Consider the following 19,376-nt stretch of genomic DNA (forward strand, 5'->3'; position numbering starts at 1 on the left):
GATGCAAAATACCAAATATATTCGCCGGTTAGCATGGATGCTAGTCGGTTTGAGCTTGGCTGGATGCCAACCTGAGACGCAGCAGACAAGTACTGCAAATCAGGCAACCACCACAACGCAGTCAGCGCGTTTTAACTGGTTTGAATACCAAGGCCACGACAGCGTTTTTGAACAACCATTGACAGAAAATGAATTCCAGAACCCCATTGCTGCCGGGTTTTATCCGGATCCCAGTATTACCCGTAAGGGCGATGACTATTATATGGTGAATTCTTCATTTGCTTATACGCCGGGACTACCGATATTACACAGTCGTGATTTGGTGCACTGGCAGTTGATTGGCCATGCACTAACTCGCCCTGAACAACTTAAAATGGATAATTTGCAAATATCACGTGGATTATTTGCACCGACAATCCGTTATCACGACGGATTGTTTTATATCATCAATACGGCTGTCGACAGTGGCGGTAACTTTATTGTTACGGCCAAGGATCCTGCCGGTGAGTGGTCCGATCCAGTCTGGTTACCCGAAATTGGTGGTATCGATCCGGATATCTTTTTTGATGACAATGGCAAGGTATATATCACTCACAACGATGCGCCGGTCGGTGAACCCCTATATCAGGGGCATCGGGCCATCTGGATGTGGGAATACGATCTGGACAATAAGCAGGTAGTTAAAGATTCTGGTCGAGTGATTGTTAATGGTGGGACTGATTTAGCTAAGCAACCAATTTGGATTGAAGCGCCCCATGTTTATAAAATTAATGGTTGGTACTATTTATTGTGCGCTGAAGGGGGCACCGGTTATGAGCATTCGGAAGTGGTCTTCCGCACCCGCAATCTGGACGAGCCGTTTGTACCTTATCAGAATAACCCCATTCTGACCCAGCGTGATTTGGATATTGATCGACCTGATCCTATTACGACTGCCGGTCACGCCGATATTGTCCAAACACCACAAGGTGATTGGTGGGCAGTGTTTCTTGCCACCCGCTCCTATGATAAAACCTTTTATAATACCGGGCGTGAGAGCTTTTTATTGCCGGTAAGCTGGCAAGATGATTGGCCGCATATTCTGCAAGCAGGGAAGACTATTCCTTACCATCCAGCAAAACCTACCATCAGTGAATCATTTGAGGTTACCGATGCGTTGACCGGCAACTTTACCTGGCGTGACGAGTTTAGCCAGCCTGTCCTAAGCCCACACTGGAGTTTATTACGTAGTTTCACACACGACTGGTATCAATTGCAGGACGGCCATATCGATATCCGCGCTCTACCGGTTAAATTGAGTTCATTGCAGCAGCCGGCCTTTATCGGTCGTCGTCAACAGCATATGAAGTATAGCGCTAGAACAGAATTGCAGTTACCGGCGACCGAGCATCTATCTGCCGGACTGGTGGCCTTCCAAAATGAACATTTTCACTATTATTTGGGAACAGAAAAGACGCCAAGTGGTTATCAGGTGTTTATAGAGCAAGCTAAAGGCGAAGAGCCGGTGATGATTACCAGTCGTGCCATTAGCGCTGACGCAGGCCAATCTATAGTGTTAGAGATTGACGGTGATAAAGACAAAATCAGTTTCTCATATCAAGTCGAAGGCAAGGTTAAGGTGGAACTGGCCGAAGATCTTGATGGGAAAATATTGAGTACTGCAATCGCCGGTGGCTTTGTTGGTACCATGATAGGACTGCATAGTCGTCAGGAAATAACCCAATGACAGGTTTGGGTAATGTGGTCAAAACACTATCTCAAGCGCTAAAGGTAGTTGTGTTATGGGGGCTATTTTTACACACGGCTATCGCGAAAGAACCGCAAAGCTATATCAGTTCTGACTATCAGTCAGGTGACGTTGTAATCGCCAGCAAGACAGGGGTTGCCACAATATATGTGGACAGCAGCGATCATAAAGGTGTGAGTCGGGCGGTGAGTAATCTGCATGATGATATTGCTAAAGTAACCGGTCGTAATGGCGCTGTGGTCTCGCAGCCAACTGCCGTCAAATCAATGATTATTGTTGGAACTCTCGGCCACAGTCAGCTAGTCGATCAAATGGTGGATAGTGGCAAACTGGATGTGACCGCGATACGTAATCAATGGGAAGCCTTTCAGATTCAGGCGGTGAATAATCCTGTTGAAGGTGTCGAACAGGCACTGGTGATTGTCGGTAGTGATAAACGCGGCACCATTTTTGGCGTGTATGACTTGTCAGAAAAGATAGGTGTATCGCCTTGGTATTGGTGGGCTGATGTGGCCATTAAGCAGCATGATCAGCTATATGTTCGCGCCAATACCTTAATTCAGGATCAACCTAAGGTGCGTTATCGCGGTATTTTCCTCAATGATGAAGCACCAGCGTTAAGCGGATGGGTCAAAGAAAAGTTTGGTGATTACAATAGTCAATTTTACGAACATGTATTTGAGTTGTTATTGCGCTTAAAGGCCAACTTTTTATGGCCCGCGATGTGGAATAACGCCTTTAGTCTGGATGATCCGAATAATTCCATTTTGGCTGATGAAATGGGCATCGTGATGAGTAATTCTCATCACGAACCAATGATGCGAGCGGATAAAGAGTGGGATCGAGTCGGTAAAGGTAAATGGGATTACGCGGTTAACAAACAAAACCTGTATAAATTTTGGCAGCAAGGCGCGCAGCGGCATAAAAATCTGGAGAGTATTTTTACTCTGGGTATGCGCGGCCAGCAAGATACGCCGATGAGTGAAACCGAAAATATCGGCTTGCTGGAAAAGATAGTCACGGATCAACGGCAGATTTTAAAAGATACCTTTACCGATCGTGACCTTAGCGAAGTACCGCAGGTTTGGACTTTGTATAAAGAAGTGCAGGGCTATTACGAAAGAGGTATGCGCGTCCCGGATGATGTCACTTTACTATGGTCGGATGATAACTGGGGCAATATTCGCCGTTTACCTACGCCAGAAGAACGTAAGCGCAGCGGTGGAGCGGGGATTTATTATCATTTTGACTACGTGGGCGGTCCTCGCTCTTATCGTTGGATCAACTCGACCCAAATTGCCAAAATTTGGGAGCAGATGAATCTGGCATATCAATATGATGCTAGACAAATCTGGATCACCAATGTGGGTGATTTAAAGCCAATGGAATTCCCTACCGATTTCTTTTTGCGCATGGCGTGGGATCCTGAGCAGTGGCCGAAAGAAAAGCTGCAAGAATTTGGTCAGCAATGGGCGGCGCAGCAGTTTGGTCAGCAATATGCCGAACAGGTTGAACATTTGTTAACGGCTTACACTCGTCATAATGCAAGGCGTAAACCCGAATTACTGGACGAAAATACCTATAGTCAATTGCATTATAACGAGGCCGCGCGGATCTCAGCCGAACTGCAGGGATTAGTGTCCGAAGCCGAATCTTTGTATCGTAAAATCCCGGCCGATAATCAAAGTGCGTTTTTCCAGTTAGTGTTGCATCCGATCAAGGCTAATAGCATCTTGTTTGAGTTATATAACAATGTGGCGAAAAACCGTTTATATGCCCAACAGGGAAGGGCTAGCACTAATCAGTATGCTGAATTAGCCAGACAGAAATTTAGTGAAGATGCGCAATTAACTCAACAATATCATCAGTTGGAAGATGGTCGTTGGAACCATTTTATGGATCAAACCCATATCGGTTATACCCATTGGAACAATCCTCCAGCCAATACGATGCCTTATGTGGCAGAGAACCAGCTCGCCGATGTGGCAGATATGGGGGTTGCGGTGGAAGGCAGTGTGGCAGCTTGGCCACAAACGGGGACGCTGAGTTTGGAATCATTTAGTCCCTATGGGCAATCCAAACGGTATATCGATATTTATAACAAAGGTACTCAGTCATTTCAATTTGAGGCAAGCGCCTCTGAGCCATGGATTAAGATCAGTAAAACCCAAGGCAATGTGTTGGTTGAACAGCGGGTCTGGATCAGTATTGATTGGCAAAAAGCGCCAAAGGGCGAGTTATCCGGTTCAGTGTTAATAAAGGGAACCGGTTGGGGCGGTGCCACCGTAACGATACAGGCCTTTAATCCACAAGCGCAGCCTGAACATGGTTTTGTGGAAGCTGATGGTTATGTTTCGATGGATGCGGCCAGCGGTAAGGTATTGAATAATCATGAGGGTAGTAGCTGGCAGAAAATTCCGTTATATGGGCGTTCGCCGTCGGCGATGTCGAGCTTTGCTCCCCTTGATCATAGCTTTACGGATCCACTCAGTGCGCCTTATCTTGAATATGATGTGTACCTGTTTAATCCTGAGCAATTAGAAGTACAAACCATTGTGGCTCCCACCCTTAATTTTGTGCCGGGGCGTGGCTTACGTTTTGCGATAGGTTTTGATGACCAACCACCGCAAGTCATCGATATTCTGGCCAATAGTCAGCATAGTGACTGGCAAAAGGCAGTCAGTGATGGCGTTCGTAAAGTATTCAGTCAACATCATTTACAACAATCAGGCTCACATAAACTCAAAGTGTATATGTTGGATCCTGCAGTGGTGATACAAAAAATTATAATTAATACAGGTGGATTACAACCCAGTTATCTTGGTCCATCTGAGAGTCAATATTTGTAGTGGAGAGAAAGTGTGAAGATCACCGAAGCTAAAGTCATTGTGTGTTGCCCCGGGCGTAATTTTGTCACGCTAAAAATTATGACCGATGAAGGATTGTATGGGGTTGGCGATGCAACTCTGAATGGGCGTGAGAAATCGGTGGTAGCTTACTTGGAAGATTACATAGTACCGATGTTAATAGGTAAAGATCCGCAGCGTATCGAAGACATCTGGCAATATTTATATCGTGGAGCTTATTGGCGTCGCGGTCCAGTTGGCATGACCGCTATTGCTGCCGTGGATACGGCACTGTGGGATATCAAAGCCAAAGCGGCCAATATGCCGTTGTATCAATTACTCGGTGGTCGAAGCCGTGATAAAATTATGGTTTATACCCATGCGAACGGAGCTGATTTACCGTCAACCTTAGATGCGGTGGGTAAAGCCATCGATCAGGGGTATAAGGCCATTAGGGTGCAGTCGGGGATTCCCGGCGTAGCCAGTACTTATGGAGTGGCAAAAGACGGCGGTAAATATGAACCGGCCGACTCTGATTTACCTTCAGAAAGCGTCTGGTCTACCGAAAAATACCTTAACTATACCCCCACCTTGTTTGCTGAAGTGCGTCGCCAGTATGGCGATGATATTCATCTGTTACATGATGTGCATCACCGACTCACACCGATAGAAGCAGGGCGTTTAGGTAAAGAGTTAGAGCCTTATCATTTGTTCTGGATGGAAGATGCGGTACCTGCAGAAAATCAGGAAAGCTTTAAACTGATCCGCCAGCACACCACCACGCCTATTGCGGTGGGGGAAGTATTTAACTCTATCCATGATTGCCGTGAGCTGATTCAGAATCAGCTAATTGATTATATTCGCTCCACCATTGTACATGCCGGTGGTATTACTCAACTGCGTCGTATTGCTGATTTTGCCGCGTTATATCATGTGCGTACCGGTTTTCATGGTGCTACCGATTTATCGCCAATCTGTATGGGAGCCGCGCTGCATTTTGATTATTGGGTACCTAATTTTGGTATTCAGGAGCATATGCCGCATAGCGAGTTGATGGAATCGGTTTTCAGTCGTGATTATCAGTACAAAGACGGTTATTTTACCCCCGGTGAAAAGAGTGGGCATGGTGTGGATATCGATGAGTCGTTAGCCAAAAAATACCCTTATCAACGCGCGTGTTTACCGGTTAATCGACTGGAAGATGGGACGCTGTGGAACTGGTAGTCATCCATAAAAAGTATTAACATTTTTATTATTTTTAGCTTAAAAAACTTAGTAAAAGCCGTTTTTCAATGCGATGAAAGACGGCTTTTGAATATGATATTTTTATCATTTTTCCGCAGTAATAATACTCAAAAAAATTAATTTATTGATTTTTAAGTATAAATATATACGTTTTAAACTTCGTTTTTATCATTTTCTCGTCGACATTGTAATTGTTACTAAAATGTTTCGATTTATTGTTTTAATGTTGCGAAATTTGCGCTAACGTTTGACTGCTAACAAGCTGTCGCGCACTATCCATACTGAAACATACCTATATTTGAGATGAATGTGGTGGCTTGTTGATAAATGTTGTAAACGTTTTCAATGTGTAGCTTGCCGTAAGAGCAGGAATTAGCAATAACGTATGTTAATAATGAGACGACAGTGGAGTATAACGATGGCACATCAACGTGTTAATTCGAACAATAATAAATTGAATAAACCTATCTTCAGAAAGTCATTAATTGCCATGGCAATGATGGGGCTAAGCATGACTGCTTATGGTCAGCAAGCTGAGCCAGCAGCGGATGCCGATAAAACTGCGGATGAACAAGGTGTTGAGCAAATTGAAGTTCGTGGTACCAGAGCGAACCTACTTAATGCACAGAATCTTAAACGTAATTCAGATACGGTAGTGGATTCCATTACTGCTAGTGATATTGGTTCACTACCGGATCGAAGTGTACTGGAAGCGATTCAACGTTTGCCCGGTGTATCGGTAGAACGTTTTGCCGGTCCAGATGATCCTGATCACTTCAGTGTTGAAGGCTCTGGCGCGATTATTCGTGGTATGACTCAAACACGTTCAGAGTTTAATGGCCGTGATTCGTTTACAGCTAACTCTGGTCGCGGCTTGTCATTTCAGGATGTATCACCTGAATTAATGGGTGGTGTAGACGTGTATAAGAGCCAAACTGCCGATATGATAGAAGGCGGTATTGGAGGTACGATCAGTTTACGTACCCGTAAGCCATTTGATTCACAAGACCGTGTTTTTGCTTTTAATGCCGATTATTCTTACGGTGACATTGCCGAACAAGGTAGCCCTACCTTTTCTGCCTTGTACAGTGATCGTTGGGAACTGGCTAGTGGTGCTGAGTTTGGGCTGTTACTTAACTATGCTAATTCAACGTTGCACGGTGCCTCTGAAGGTATTCAGTCTGATGCCTACGTTCAATATAAAGCTAGCGATATAGCTGGTGCTGAAGATTTTGTTGGTGATGGCTCCGGTACAGTATGGATGCCCAATGCGGCTAACTTATTAAAAAAAGTAGATGACCGTAAACGGGAAGGTTTTTCTACTGCAATGCAGTTTGAAACCGCTGATGACAGTTTATTAGCGACTTTCCAATATATCCGCTCAGATGCCAAACTTTCTTGGCATGAGCAGGCGATTAAATATCAAGGTAGCTATAAGCAAAATGTCGCTGGTGAAGATGCTTCTCGTCCATTAGACGGAACTCAATTTGCTTTTGATGATATGGGCCGTTTTGAATCCGGTACTATTACTCAAGGCGCTGGAGGCTGGCGTTCTGCTGATGGTAACCAGGATCATGTACCTCGCCAATGGGGTGATAACCCTACTAACCAATTTGGACATAAAACCCAATTGGATAGCCGAGTTAAAGATACCAGCACGTTGGTGGAAGACTATTCACTGAATTTACGCTGGTTGGCGACTGAAAACCTGACATTAACCGGTGATATTCAATATATTAAAGCCGATACTAGTGATGATGATGTGGTAGTGCACACAGGAACCTTTGCCGCTCAGCAATATGATGTCACAGGCAGTATGCCTGAAGTAACGCTGATTGAACCATGGTTAGGTGCTCGTGATGCCAATCCTGATGCGTTTGCGACAGGTTATCCTGGTTTCTCTGGTGATTCTGCCGGTGACAGCAATTACTTTAATGATCCTAATTCATACTTCTTACGTTCAGCGATGGATCATTATGAGCGCTCTGAAGGGGACTCTCTTGCGGCACGTTTAGATGGTAAATATTTCCTTGAAAATGCAGGCATTTTTAATTCAGTGGAAATGGGTGTTCGTTATGCCAAACGTGAACAGACTATTCGTAAAACAGACTGGAACTGGGGGGCATTAGGCCCAGAGTTTAGTGGTTCTGCTCCGGCGGCATGGTTGGCTACTACGTCTGAGATTGACCCAAATGCTTATGAGTCCGTAGATTGGTCTGATTTCATGGGCGGTAATGTTGCCACTATTCCGGGTAATAAAACCATTCATATGACCGAAGCGTATGTGCGCTCGATTATGGAAGGTGCTAAACCTTACATGACGGCAGGTGGCTCTTGGGTTCCTTACCGGGATCGTGACGGGGTTGATGCTGAATTTGGCCTTTTCACTCCGGGAGAAGTGAGTAATACCACTGAAACCAATAACGCCGTTTATGTGCGACTGAACTTTGAAGGGGATGATGACATTCGTTATACCGGTAACATTGGTGTGCGTTATGTGGAGTTAAAACGTGAAGCTACAGGCTCGGTGCGTTTCCCTGATTTAGTACCTGATTTTGCGCCACCAGCGTCAATTGGTAATGTTCAGTTAACACCAGAGATCGTAACTGGTTTTATTAATGATCAAATTGCGGCAGATCCAAGTTTAACCGCGCGTGACGTAATTGAAGCCAATGAGTGGATCAGTGACCAAAATAATTATTTATCCGATGCATCAAGAGGCTTTGGTAATGATTATGAGCAAGAATTGGCAGCTGAGAAAACCTTCAAAATGTTTTTACCCAGCTTTAACCTTAAAGTTGAGTTAACAGACGACTTAATCGGCCGTTTAGCCTTCTCGAAGGCAGTAGCCTTACCGGATATGGGGGATGTAACAAACTATGCATCCTTGGGCGGTAGTGATGTGACAACCATACGTGCAGGAGGCCCCATTGACCCTGAGAATCCGCCTGAGCCGGAAGATAATCTGATTCAGGAAGCTTATGTGGGCTCTTGGACAGGCAGTGGCGGTAACCCGTTGTTGGAGCCGATGGAGTCGGTTCAGTACGATATTGGCTTGGAATGGTATTTTGCTGATGTGGGGCAATTAAGTGCCACGATTTTCCATAAAGACTTGAGTAATTACTTTATTCAAGGTGGTTTCCCACGTTCCTTTACTAACCCTTCTACCGGTGAAGAACAAACGGTATTAGTGTCTACCACGACTAATGGTGGTGAAGGTACTATGGATGGTTTAGAAGTGGCATATCAGCAATTCTTTGATATGTTACCTGAGCCTTGGGATGGTTTAGGTATTCAAGCTACTTATACCTATATTGATGCCAGTGGTGTACCTAACAATGAAGAATCTTATGATGATGCTTCTTGGGTGGGGAATTTGGATAATGACACGGGTATTCGAGTAACATTGGATAACGTGCCGTTGCAAGGACAATCTAAGAACACCGTCAACTTGGTGGGCATGTATGAGAAAAATGGTTGGAGTGCTCGTTTGGCCTACAACTGGCGTTCCCGTTATCTGCTGACCACTCGTGATGTTATTAGTAAAGCGCCATTATGGTATGACGATCACGGGCAGTTGGATGGTTCTGTGTTTTACAATGTCACCGATAATATAACGGTGGGATTACAGGGCACCAACCTGACTAACTCTGTATCTGAAACCATCATGATATTGAATGATGATTATCTGGAAGCAGGTCGTTCATGGTTTGAATCTGATCGCCGTATAGCCTTTGTTGTACGTGGTAATTTTTAAATACATCATTGCTTAATTAACTTTAATGCGCTCTGAGTCATCAGGGCGCATTTTTGTTTCTATTGATAAAATAGGTATTTCTCAATATTTCTGATTGTTACTGGTATAAAGTGATAATCACAGAAGTTGAGGTTTGAATCAGAATTGGTGATGGAAAAAACAAAAGTCGTTATTGTAGGTGGAGGCTCTGCTGGTTGGATGACAGCCGCAGGACTAGCTTGCTTTTTACCTACCCAGCAGTTTGAGATCATTCAAATAGAATCGAGTATGATTGGTACGGTTGGTGTCGGAGAAGCCACGATTCCGCATATTCGACAATTTAATCAAATGCTAGGCATTGATGAAAATGAGTTTATGCGCGCCACCGGTGCAACGTATAAATTAGCTATTCAGTTCGAGGGGTGGGGAACGCCCCAAAGTTGCTACATGCACCCGTTTGGCCGCAGTGGGCATGATATCAATGGCATTAATTTTCATCATTTTTGGTTACATCTGCAGCAACAGGGCAATATCCCTGAATTCGATCAATTTTCTATCGCGGTAGTTGCGGCGCTTAAGCATAAGTTTCAGTATCAACAGCAAGATAAAAATCCATTACTCGCGGATTATAGTTATGCATTTCATCTTGATGCGACGTTATATGCTCAATATTTAAAGTCTTACTCGTTAAAGCGCGGTGTCATGGCTATTGAAGGCAAAGTTAACCAAGTTAATCTTGCGCCTGAAAGCGGTGATATTCAGTCGGTACAACTCGAATCAGGGCAAATTATTTGTGGTGATTTGTTTATTGATTGTTCTGGTTTTCGTGGAGTGTTAATTGAGCAAGCATTAAAAACCGGTTATCAGGATTGGACCCATTGGCTACCGTGCGATAAAGCGTTGGCAGTGGCGAGCCAAAAGGCTATCAATCCGCCTCCCTACACACGTTCAGCGGCCAAAAAAGTCGGCTGGCAATGGCGGGTGCCGGTTCAACATCGAACCGGTAATGGACTGGTATTTTGTAGTGAGTATTTGTCTGATGATGAGGCTCATACTATTTTGCTCGACGGTCTTGAAGAGCCTGCTTTGGCCGAGCCCAGAATGTTACGTTTTACTACCGGTAAACGTAATCAATCATGGCATAAGAACTGTGTCGCGATTGGGTTATCCGCGGGCTTTTTAGAGCCGCTGGAATCAACTAGTTTGTATTTAACCCAAATAGCCATTCAGAAGTTGATTGAATACTTTCCTGTCGATCAGGCATGTGAGGTAGAGCGAAATGCATTTAATCAGCATTTAGATACCGAATATGAACGAGTCAGAGATTTTCTGATTTTACATTACAAACTTAATCAGCGTGAGGATTCGGAATTTTGGCGATATTGCCAAAATATGCCAATCCCTGATTCATTGCAGCAACAAATGACACTGTTTAAACAAAGTGCTCACATCAGCCTTTATCGCCAAGGATTGTTTATGCCTGCAAGTTGGTTGTCCGTTTATCTAGGCCAAGGCTGGTTGCCACAACAGTACGACCCTAGGGTATTGGCTTATCCTACCGATAAATTGCAGCGATACGTGCGGCAACTCGCTGAGCAGATTGATAAAACGGCGCAAGGAATGCAAAGCCACAATGTCGCGATCGAGCAAACGCGACGCACTGAGTTTAATGGGTATCCTAAGGCTCCGCTAAGTTTGTATGGCGGTAGAGCATGAATAACTCAGGGGGCATTAAACACATAGTGTTGGTCGGGGAGCATCTACCCTTGATGATGTCTGCCGCGATTTTATCATCACAGTTGGCCGATCAGCCCGTCCGTATTAGTGCAGTAGAAATAAAAGGGAAAGTGAATAGCCAAGTAGAATGCACGGGCAGTGAATTTATTCCCTTGTGCGACATCTTAAAATTACCATTCCAAGCAGTATTGTCACAATCTCAGGGCACATTCAGTTTAGGGCAGCGTTATTTATATGAGCAGCGTGAATGGTTTGTACCTTATGGGCAGTATGGCATTCAAACGGCAGACAGTGAATTCATGCAGGGGTTATTTAGGCTTCTGCAGCAGGATCATACTATTCAAATTGAATCAGCATGTATTGCTATACAGGCTGCTCGACAGGGAAAGTTCGCTATCCCTCCAGCTAGTCGGCCCGATTTACATCAAGCTCTAACGTTTGCGGTTAATTTGGATGCTAGTGCCTATGCACAGCAACTTAAACAGTTTGCATTAGCGCATAAAGTCACTTTTTTGCAAGCTGATCATGTGACAGCGACTCGTGGGAAGAATCAGCATATAGAGTCGATAAAGCTAGATGGTCAGCAAAATATCACAGCGGATTTCTGGATTGACTGCAGCGGAGAATCAGGCTGTTTAACGGATGATGAAGATGATATTGCCACTGGAATTATTGATGCGCATTGGGACAAACTGGCAGAATGTATTATCGAGGATCCAGCTAGTATTGATCAGCCCTTTAACCAACTACAAGTCACATCTTGGGGGTGGTTAAAAAAGAGCGCTTTAACCGAACGAACCGGTGTACAACTAGAATATGCTAGCCAACAAGTGAGTGAAGCTGAAATCAATCAATGGTTATCGGATTATTTGTCATTATCGGTCGGACAGACAGAAAAAATTGTGCATCGGCAAAACCAACTACAGATGCGCAAAAAAGTGTGGCGTGGTAACTGTTTGTTGGTTGGTAGTGCAGCGGTTAATAATAGTAAGCTGTTTTTTTCAGAATTGTTTTTTGTACAAGCCGCGCTGATACAATTTTTGGGGCTATATCCATCGTTAACTAATCAGGCTATTAATGCCCACTACTTTAATCAACAATGGCAGCAGTTTGTTGATGAAGCCAATGATTATGTACAGTGCCATTATTGGCTGATTGAACAACAAGAAGGTAAACGAGAATTAATGGTATCCGCAACCTTGCAACAGCGATTGGAAATGTTTCAGCGATTGGGGCGTTTACCATTGGCTAATAGCGATGCAGTTAGCGACAACGCGTGGTATAGCTTATTAACTGGTATGGGGATTCGCCCACAACAGCCAAGCTTATATTTATCTAATCTCAGTAATGAACAGCTTCATCATTCATTTATTCAAATAACGTCATCTATTGATAACCTGGTGGCTGGAATGCCCCGTTATCGAGATTTTTATCAACAGTTTATTCGTTCATAAAACGATGTCTTTTTAGATGTGGAAGTCATAACAATATGCAAAACAACAAAATAAACAAAATATTAATTCTAGGAGGGGGAACTGCTGGCTGGATGGCCGCAGCGGCTTTGTCCAAAGTGCTAGGTAATGACTTTTGTCAAATTCAGCTGGTTGAATCGGAACAAATCGGTACGGTAGGCGTGGGTGAGGCAACTATCCCGCAAATTCAGCTGTATAACCAGTTGCTCGGTTTTGATGAAGATGAGTTTGTGCGTAAAACTCAGGCCACATTTAAGTTAGGGATCCAGTTTGTTGATTGGGACAAACCTGGCAGCAGTTATTTTCATGCCTTTGGTGATGTCGGCAAAGATATGGATGGGGTACATTTTTACCAGTATTGGTTAAAAATGCGCGCGCAGGGAAAAGCTGCACATATCGACGAATACACGCTAACCGCTATGGCATGTCACGAAAATCGCTTTATGCGTTCTATTGATGCGGGTAACTCTCCACTATCTAATATCGCTTATGCGTTCCATTTTGATGCCGGGTTATATGCCAAATACTTACGAGAACTATCTGAAGCCAAAGGCGTAGTGCGTACCGAAGGAAAAGTGGTCAAAACTAATTTGCGTGAGGACGGATTTATCCATTCGGTGCAACTGGATGATGGTAATGAATATCAAGCTGACTTTTTTATTGATTGTTCAGGCTTTAAAGGGGTACTGATAGAAGAAGCGTTACAAACTGGTTATGAAGACTGGTCGCACTGGTTGCCTTGTGATCGTGCGGTGGCGGTACCTTGTGCTAGTGCCGGTGAACCATGGTCGTATACTCGTTCCACCGCTCGAAAAGCCGGTTGGCAATGGCGTATTCCACTGCAAAATAGAATCGGGAATGGCCATGTTTATTGTAGTAAATATATGTCTGATGAAGAGGCAACCCAGATTCTACTGGAAAATCTGGATGGTGAGGCTTTGGCTGAGCCTAAATTATTGCGGTTTGTGACCGGAAAACGTAACAAAAGCTGGAACAAAAATTGTCTGGCATTGGGGCTGGCTGCCGGATTTATGGAACCGCTGGAATCCACCAGTATTCATTTGGTGCAATCTGCGTTATCGAAGTTATTCAGCTTTTTTCCCAACAAAAATTTCGATCAGGAAGATATTGACGAATATAACCGTCAAATCGATTTTGAATACGAACGCATTCGTGATTTTTTGATCCTGCATTATTACGCAACGGAACGGAATGATTCACCCTTTTGGGATTATTGCCGAAGCATGCCAGTGCCCCCTGAATTGACCCAAAAAATTGAGCAATTTAAGCGCAATGGTCGCATTGCCCGTTTTAATAATGAAATGTTTAATGATTTAAGCTGGTTTGAGGTGATGTACGGTCAGGGGATTAGGCCTGAATCCTACCATGCGCTGGTGGATGCTTTTAGTGATGAAGAGTTGCAACGTCGATTAGATAGCATTAAGTCTGTTGTGCGTAAATCGACCGATTATATGCCTGGCCATCAGGAGTTTATCGATAAGCATTGTAAAGCGGAGAAAATGTAAGCTAATGTCAGGCAACGACAGGGCTACCTCGATAGCAACTCTCCATGCTGATTTTAGCTACCAGATTCAGACAATTGGTGACGAACAGCAACCGTTGATTATTGTTGATCAGTATTTGACTGAAGCCGAAAGTTTGATTGATTTTGCCCTGCAGCAACACAATGTCTTGCCTGCCAGCGGATTGTATCCGGGGTTACGTTCACCGGTGCCGCAAACTTATAAACAAGCTGTGTTAGAGCATCTTTCAGCTTTAATTTGCCGAACATTTTGTTTAACACCGGATGATATAAAAAGTGTCGACAGTTATTTTTCTTTGGTGACCACGCCAACGGCACAGTTGCAACCCGCACAGCGTATCCCTCATTTTGACCAGCCTAACCCAGACGAAATCGCGATGTTGCATTATCTTTGCGGAGCGCAACATGGTGGGACATCGTTTTATCGTCATCGGCAGACTCGTTATGAATATGTGGATATGGGCAGAACCGATGAGTATTTTCGTCAACTGGATGCAGATGTTGCTCAATACGGTATGCCGGAAGGTTATATTGATGGTGATACACCGTTGTTTGAGCGAATTAAATCTGTGCCGGCCAAATTTAATCGTTTGTTGATTTACCGATGTTCCAGCTTGCATTCTGGCAATATTGGCGAGGACTATTCATTTGATATGAATCCGACCACGGGCCGATTCACTATTGCATCTTTTTTGCATTGTTGATGATGAAAGTACCTCTAAATGATACTTTTTAATTTAGCGCGAGGTTAAATACTCTATGACTAACAGTATGTTTCCCGATCATGGCCATTTTGAACTCAAAATTGAAGGGAATGTTTTGGTCGTTGATGCTGAAGGCCCCGCCAATATTGAGCTTATTCAACGCTATCGACGTGAGGTACAAGTTTTTCGGCAACAGTTAGCCGGCTCAGTATGGGGAAATCTGGTTATTTTTCATGGTGACTCATTAATAACCCATGAAGCGACTGAAGCCATGAAAAGCTCTATTGCCGATGCCAAGCAAGCAGGTATGGCTGCCGTAGCGGTGCTGTTAGATAATGTAATGTACAGTAATATGGCAATCCACTTATGGGGAAGTTTTTACCAGCAAGTGGGGTTGCCCCACGCGTTTTTTACCGATGAGCAACTTGCTAGACAGTGGTTGGCAGACCAATTGAATCAAATGAGTACTGAAAAGTAACTTTAACCTGGAATAAAATTGAGCCTGCGCTACTTCATTCATGCAGGCTCCGACAACTCCTGTTAATTCTGTTTCGCTTTTCTAAACCTAGCCATTAACAATAAACCCAATCCTAATAAAACTAAAGCCGAAGGTTCAGGTACTGGTTCTCCTTTGATTTCTCGGCGCAATTTGGAGGCAAGATTAGCTTCAAAATCAGCAAAGCTATTCGCGGTGACAAAAAAGCCTCCCCCAGCGGTTGTTAGATTATTAAGGAAAGTTGTACCTATGCCATTGCCTACTCCTATGGCATTGACCACAATACCGTTACTGTTAGCCAAAGAGGCTTGATTCAAGGCTAATGATTGTTCAGAGTTTGGGTTAGGGTTTCCATCTGTGGAAATATCGACGATTTGTCGATCTCCATCGACACCATTACTCATAATGGCGATTAAAGCGGCTTGTAAGCCAGAGCCTGTCCATGTGGCACCAGTAGAAAAACCAGTTCGATTAACCAACCCTACTGCGGCAGAGAAAGCTGCAGCACTAGCGTTATCGGTAATCGTATGCCAAGACACTTTTTCGGCTACTTTTGCGCCGAATAAGATCATATTAACCAGTAACGAATCACCAGCATTTAAATGATCATCAAAAAATGTACTAGAAGCAAAAATATTCTCGTAGGCATCTATTTGTAAACTGAAATCGGAGTTACTAATACTGCCAGAGGCATCGACTAATAATGAAAGTTCAACAATAGTCGCATTACTGGTGGTACTAAAAGATAATCCAAGGATCAGTGGGATAAGCGTACGCTTAATGAATTTTTTCATTGTTTCTCCTAAACATATTCAAAGTAAAATCAAATTAACAAATTGCTATTTCAATTTCGGTACTTTCCAAAAGCGTCAGGAGAGACGTCAACCGTTGTTGATGCAGAGTCTAAGCATTAACTGTTCCATAAAGTTAAAATCCTTACTTATCAAAATGTTGGTTTTTTTTTGAATAATTGGTGTGTTTCTCGTGTAAAGAAATTTGACATTAAAAATAGACATGGAGGCAAATTACGGACTGATTTATTGATGAGACGGGTATTTTTAGGTTTTTACTCGTCGTTAACTGCCGCATAATAGAAAGATTAATTGATATAAGGGTAGCTAATTGTCCGGTAAGTTATTTAAATCTGGTGTAATTGTCAGCTCGATGACCTTTTTGTCACGTGTTATGGGCTTGGCCCGTGATGTGATTGTAGCCAATCTACTGGGCGCTGGCGGCACCGCTGATGTATTCCTGTTAGCCAATAAAATTCCCAATTTTTTGCGTAGACTGTTTGCCGAAGGTGCGTTTGCCCAAGCCTTTATCCCAATGTTAAGTGAAGTCCATCACCAGAATGATGAACAGCAATTGCGCCTATTTGTGGCACGGGTATCCGGCACGTTAGGGACGTTGGTGATGCTGGTGACGATACTAGGTGTGGTGGGTTCACCGGTGCTGGCGATGCTATTTGCTAATGGTTGGTTTATTGACTATCTCAACGATGGTCCCGACGCAGGCAAGTATGAACTGACTAGCCTAATGCTTAAAATTACTTTTCCTTACCTGTTTTTTGTCACCCTAACGGCTTTATCCGGAGCCATTCTCAATACGTTGAACAAGTTTGCTGTAGCGGCGTTTACCCCCGTGTTATTGAACGTTGCGATTATCAGTGCAGCATTATATTTGTCACCTCATTTGGAGACGCCTGCGATTGGTTTGGCATGGGGCGTATTTTTAGGTGGGTTAATTCAATTTTTGTTCCAAATTCCATTTTTGCGGCAAACTGGTTTGTTAGTGAAGCCCAAATGGGGGTGGCGCGATCCTCAAGTGTCGAGAGTCAGAAAACTGATGATTCCAGCATTATTTGGTGTGTCGGTCAGTCAGATTAATTTATTGTTTGATACCTTTATCGCCAGTTATTTACAAGATGGTTCTATTAGCTGGTTATATTATGCAGATCGTTTGCTGGAGTTTCCGTTGGGGCTGTTCGGGATTGCGATTGCCACCGTCATATTACCTACATTGTCGCGAAATCACGCCGCGCAGGATCATCGATTATTTTCCAGTAATATGGATTGGTCGGTGAAAATGATTTGTTTGTTAGGGATCCCCGCTGCGACAGGACTGATTGTGTTGGCTGAGCCAATGTTATTAGTACTGTTCCAGCGTGGCGAATTTTCTCCTGTCGATGCCACTATGGCGTCCTATAGCTTGATTGCTTACGCCAGCGGATTACTTAGCTTTATGTTGATTAAAGTTTTGGCTCCCGGATTTTATTCTCGTCAAGATGTTAAAACTCCGGTCAAATATGGTATTTGGGCGATGATTGCCAATATGGGCTTTAATGTAATTTTTGCTTATCAATATGGCTATGTGGGACTAGCAATAGCAACCTCACTATCGGCATTATTGAATGTATCGTTGTTATATCAACGTCTGCATCGTAGCGATATTTACCAATGTGGATTGCCCACGTTAATCTTTGTTGCTCGTGTTGCCGTGTCGGCAGTGATTATGGCAGTCGGTTTAGTCTGGTTATTACCGGTAATAAGCCAGTGGATACAATGGTCTACCTGGCAGCAAATTGGGGTATTGAGTGGCAGTATTATCTGCGCCGCGTTGGTTTTTTTAACGAGCTTATTTTTACTTGGCGCGAGACCCGACGCCCTAGTCAGAAATCACTCAGCGATGACTAATGTAGATAGTTGATCCTGTCTGGCAACAAATAAATCTCAATCCGTCAGGTGCAGATGCTTTTTTTACGAGCATAGTTAGTTATAATCCGCTGTTTTTTACGCGTACTCTATACACGTTAATAATTAAAGTGGGCGGTATTAGAGTCAATTGATGAGGTAACGGTGGAATTAGTTAGGGGTTTGCACAATATTCGACACAGACATAAGGGCTGTGTGTTGACGATTGGCAAATTTGACGGGGTGCACCTTGGCCATCAGGCGGTATTAAAGAATTTGGTGGAACAAGCTCGTAAGATGTCATTACCGGCTACGGTAATGGTATTTGAACCCCAGCCTGAAGAATTATTCCGGCCCGATACAGCACCTGCACGTTTAAGTCGTTTGCGCGATAAATATACCGAACTAAAAAAGCTCGGTGTGGACAGACTGATTTGTGTTAAGTTTGATCGTCACTTTTCGCTACAAAGTGCCCGTCACTTTGTTGAAGATTTACTGGTAGATAAATTGGGTATCCAATTTTTAGTGGTTGGTGACGACTTTCGCTTTGGCCATGATCGTACCGGTGATTTTAAAATGCTGCAGATGGAAGGGCAGCAATGTGGATTTAGTGTGGTAAGTACCCAAAGTTTCCGTTTGCAGGATTGCCGAATTAGCTCCACTGCCGTGCGCAATGCGTTAGCTGAGGGTGATATGGCATTGGCTGAATCCATGCTGGGACGCAAGTTCAGTATTGCCAGCAAAGTCATCCATGGCGACAAAAAAGGTCGGACGATTGGTTTTCCTACCGCCAACTTATTGCTCAACCGATGTAAAGCCCCCGTTGCAGGGGTCTTTGCCGTTAGGGTAAAAAGCGCTTTGGGGGTATTTGATGGTGTGGCCAATATTGGGACCCGTCCAACACTGAATGGCACCCGTTCTCAGTTAGAAGTGCATTTATTTGATTTCGATGAACATTTATACGGTTGTCATATTGAAGTAGAATTACTGAAAAAATTGCGTGATGAACGAAGATTTGCCTCTTTGCAGCAATTACAGCAGCAAATACAAATCGATGCTCAACAGGCCCGAGAATTTTTATCCTTGCCTAATAGCTAAGGCGAAACACTTTTTTAATGGGATATATCCCAATGGGAATGTCCTCAACAATAATGACTGGA

12 protein-coding genes are annotated in these 19,376 nt (G+C 43.8%); 11 read left to right on the forward strand and 1 reads right to left on the reverse strand.

Going from position 1 to position 19,376, the window contains the following annotated elements:
- Position 1 precedes the first annotated feature (1 nt).
- The 9 genes from ACTD55_RS03690 (at position 2) to ACTD55_RS03730 (ending at position 15,508) form a co-directional block, all read left to right on the forward strand.
- Positions 2-1,726, forward strand: a complete 1,725-nt coding sequence (locus ACTD55_RS03690; RefSeq protein WP_438862953.1) for a glycoside hydrolase family 43 protein — start codon at positions 2-4, stop codon at positions 1,724-1,726.
- Positions 1,723-4,596: a glycosyl hydrolase 115 family protein gene (locus tag ACTD55_RS03695; RefSeq protein WP_438862954.1), complete on the forward strand. Its 2,874-nt coding sequence runs from the start codon at positions 1,723-1,725 to the stop codon at positions 4,594-4,596. Before ACTD55_RS03690 ends, ACTD55_RS03695 begins: the two co-directional genes overlap by 4 nt.
- A gap of 12 nt (positions 4,597-4,608) precedes the next feature.
- On the forward strand, positions 4,609-5,817 hold the full coding sequence (gene manD / locus ACTD55_RS03700; protein WP_438862955.1) for a D-mannonate dehydratase ManD: 1,209 nt from the start codon (positions 4,609-4,611) through the stop codon (positions 5,815-5,817).
- A 439-nt stretch (positions 5,818-6,256) separates the two neighbouring features.
- Complete coding sequence (locus ACTD55_RS03705) at positions 6,257-9,595, forward strand: TonB-dependent receptor (RefSeq protein ID WP_438862956.1); 3,339 nt, start codon at positions 6,257-6,259, stop codon at positions 9,593-9,595.
- A 150-nt stretch (positions 9,596-9,745) separates the two neighbouring features.
- Complete coding sequence (locus tag ACTD55_RS03710) at positions 9,746-11,290, forward strand: tryptophan halogenase family protein (protein ID WP_438862957.1); 1,545 nt, start codon at positions 9,746-9,748, stop codon at positions 11,288-11,290.
- Complete coding sequence (locus ACTD55_RS03715; RefSeq protein WP_438862958.1) at positions 11,287-12,765, forward strand: tryptophan 7-halogenase; 1,479 nt, start codon at positions 11,287-11,289, stop codon at positions 12,763-12,765. Before ACTD55_RS03710 ends, ACTD55_RS03715 begins: the two co-directional genes overlap by 4 nt.
- Before the next feature lie 35 nt (positions 12,766-12,800).
- Positions 12,801-14,309, forward strand: a complete 1,509-nt coding sequence (locus ACTD55_RS03720; RefSeq protein WP_438862959.1) for a tryptophan halogenase family protein — start codon at positions 12,801-12,803, stop codon at positions 14,307-14,309.
- A 4-nt stretch (positions 14,310-14,313) separates the two neighbouring features.
- Positions 14,314-15,030 (forward strand): DUF6445 family protein, encoded by a 717-nt coding sequence (locus ACTD55_RS03725; protein ID WP_438862960.1) that lies wholly within the window; start codon positions 14,314-14,316, stop codon positions 15,028-15,030.
- Between the two features lie 55 nt (positions 15,031-15,085).
- On the forward strand, positions 15,086-15,508 hold the full coding sequence (locus tag ACTD55_RS03730) for a hypothetical protein (RefSeq protein ID WP_438862961.1): 423 nt from the start codon (positions 15,086-15,088) through the stop codon (positions 15,506-15,508).
- Between the two features lie 62 nt (positions 15,509-15,570).
- Here the strand turns inward: ACTD55_RS03730 and ACTD55_RS03735 are convergent, their stop codons facing one another.
- Positions 15,571-16,320 carry a DUF1194 domain-containing protein gene (locus tag ACTD55_RS03735; protein WP_438862962.1) on the reverse strand — a complete coding sequence of 250 codons (750 nt, stop codon included), beginning with the start codon at positions 16,318-16,320 and terminating at the stop codon, positions 15,571-15,573.
- A gap of 328 nt (positions 16,321-16,648) precedes the next feature.
- On the opposite strand from ACTD55_RS03735, the gene murJ reads away from it, so the two are divergent.
- Positions 16,649-18,232, forward strand: coding sequence for a murein biosynthesis integral membrane protein MurJ (gene murJ, locus ACTD55_RS03740; protein ID WP_438862963.1), 1,584 nt, complete (start codon positions 16,649-16,651; stop codon positions 18,230-18,232).
- A 149-nt stretch (positions 18,233-18,381) separates the two neighbouring features.
- A complete protein-coding gene (ribF, locus tag ACTD55_RS03745) occupies positions 18,382-19,314 on the forward strand; it encodes a bifunctional riboflavin kinase/FAD synthetase (RefSeq protein WP_438862964.1) in 933 nt (310 codons plus the stop codon).
- Positions 19,315-19,376: the final 62 nt, after the last annotated feature.

The organism is Neptunicella sp. (genome assembly GCF_048268085.1).
Taxonomy (GTDB): domain Bacteria; phylum Pseudomonadota; class Gammaproteobacteria; order Enterobacterales; family Alteromonadaceae; genus Neptunicella.

Excerpts from the sequence above, each read along its gene's own strand:
- ACTD55_RS03735 (WP_438862962.1), bottom strand. The coding sequence starts at position 16,320 with ATGAAAAAATTCATTAAGCGTACGCTTATCCCACTGATCCTTGGATTA.
- ACTD55_RS03720 (WP_438862959.1), top strand. The coding sequence starts at position 12,801 with ATGCAAAACAACAAAATAAACAAAATATTAATTCTAGGAGGGGGAACT.
- ACTD55_RS03695 (WP_438862954.1), top strand. The coding sequence starts at position 1,723 with ATGACAGGTTTGGGTAATGTGGTCAAAACACTATCTCAAGCGCTAAAG.
- ACTD55_RS03690 (WP_438862953.1), top strand. The coding sequence starts at position 2 with ATGCAAAATACCAAATATATTCGCCGGTTAGCATGGATGCTAGTCGGT.
- ACTD55_RS03715 (WP_438862958.1), top strand. The coding sequence starts at position 11,287 with ATGAATAACTCAGGGGGCATTAAACACATAGTGTTGGTCGGGGAGCAT.
- ACTD55_RS03730 (WP_438862961.1), top strand. The coding sequence starts at position 15,086 with ATGACTAACAGTATGTTTCCCGATCATGGCCATTTTGAACTCAAAATT.
- ACTD55_RS03710 (WP_438862957.1), top strand. The coding sequence starts at position 9,746 with ATGGAAAAAACAAAAGTCGTTATTGTAGGTGGAGGCTCTGCTGGTTGG.
- ACTD55_RS03725 (WP_438862960.1), top strand. The coding sequence starts at position 14,314 with ATGTCAGGCAACGACAGGGCTACCTCGATAGCAACTCTCCATGCTGAT.
- ACTD55_RS03705 (WP_438862956.1), top strand. The coding sequence starts at position 6,257 with ATGGCACATCAACGTGTTAATTCGAACAATAATAAATTGAATAAACCT.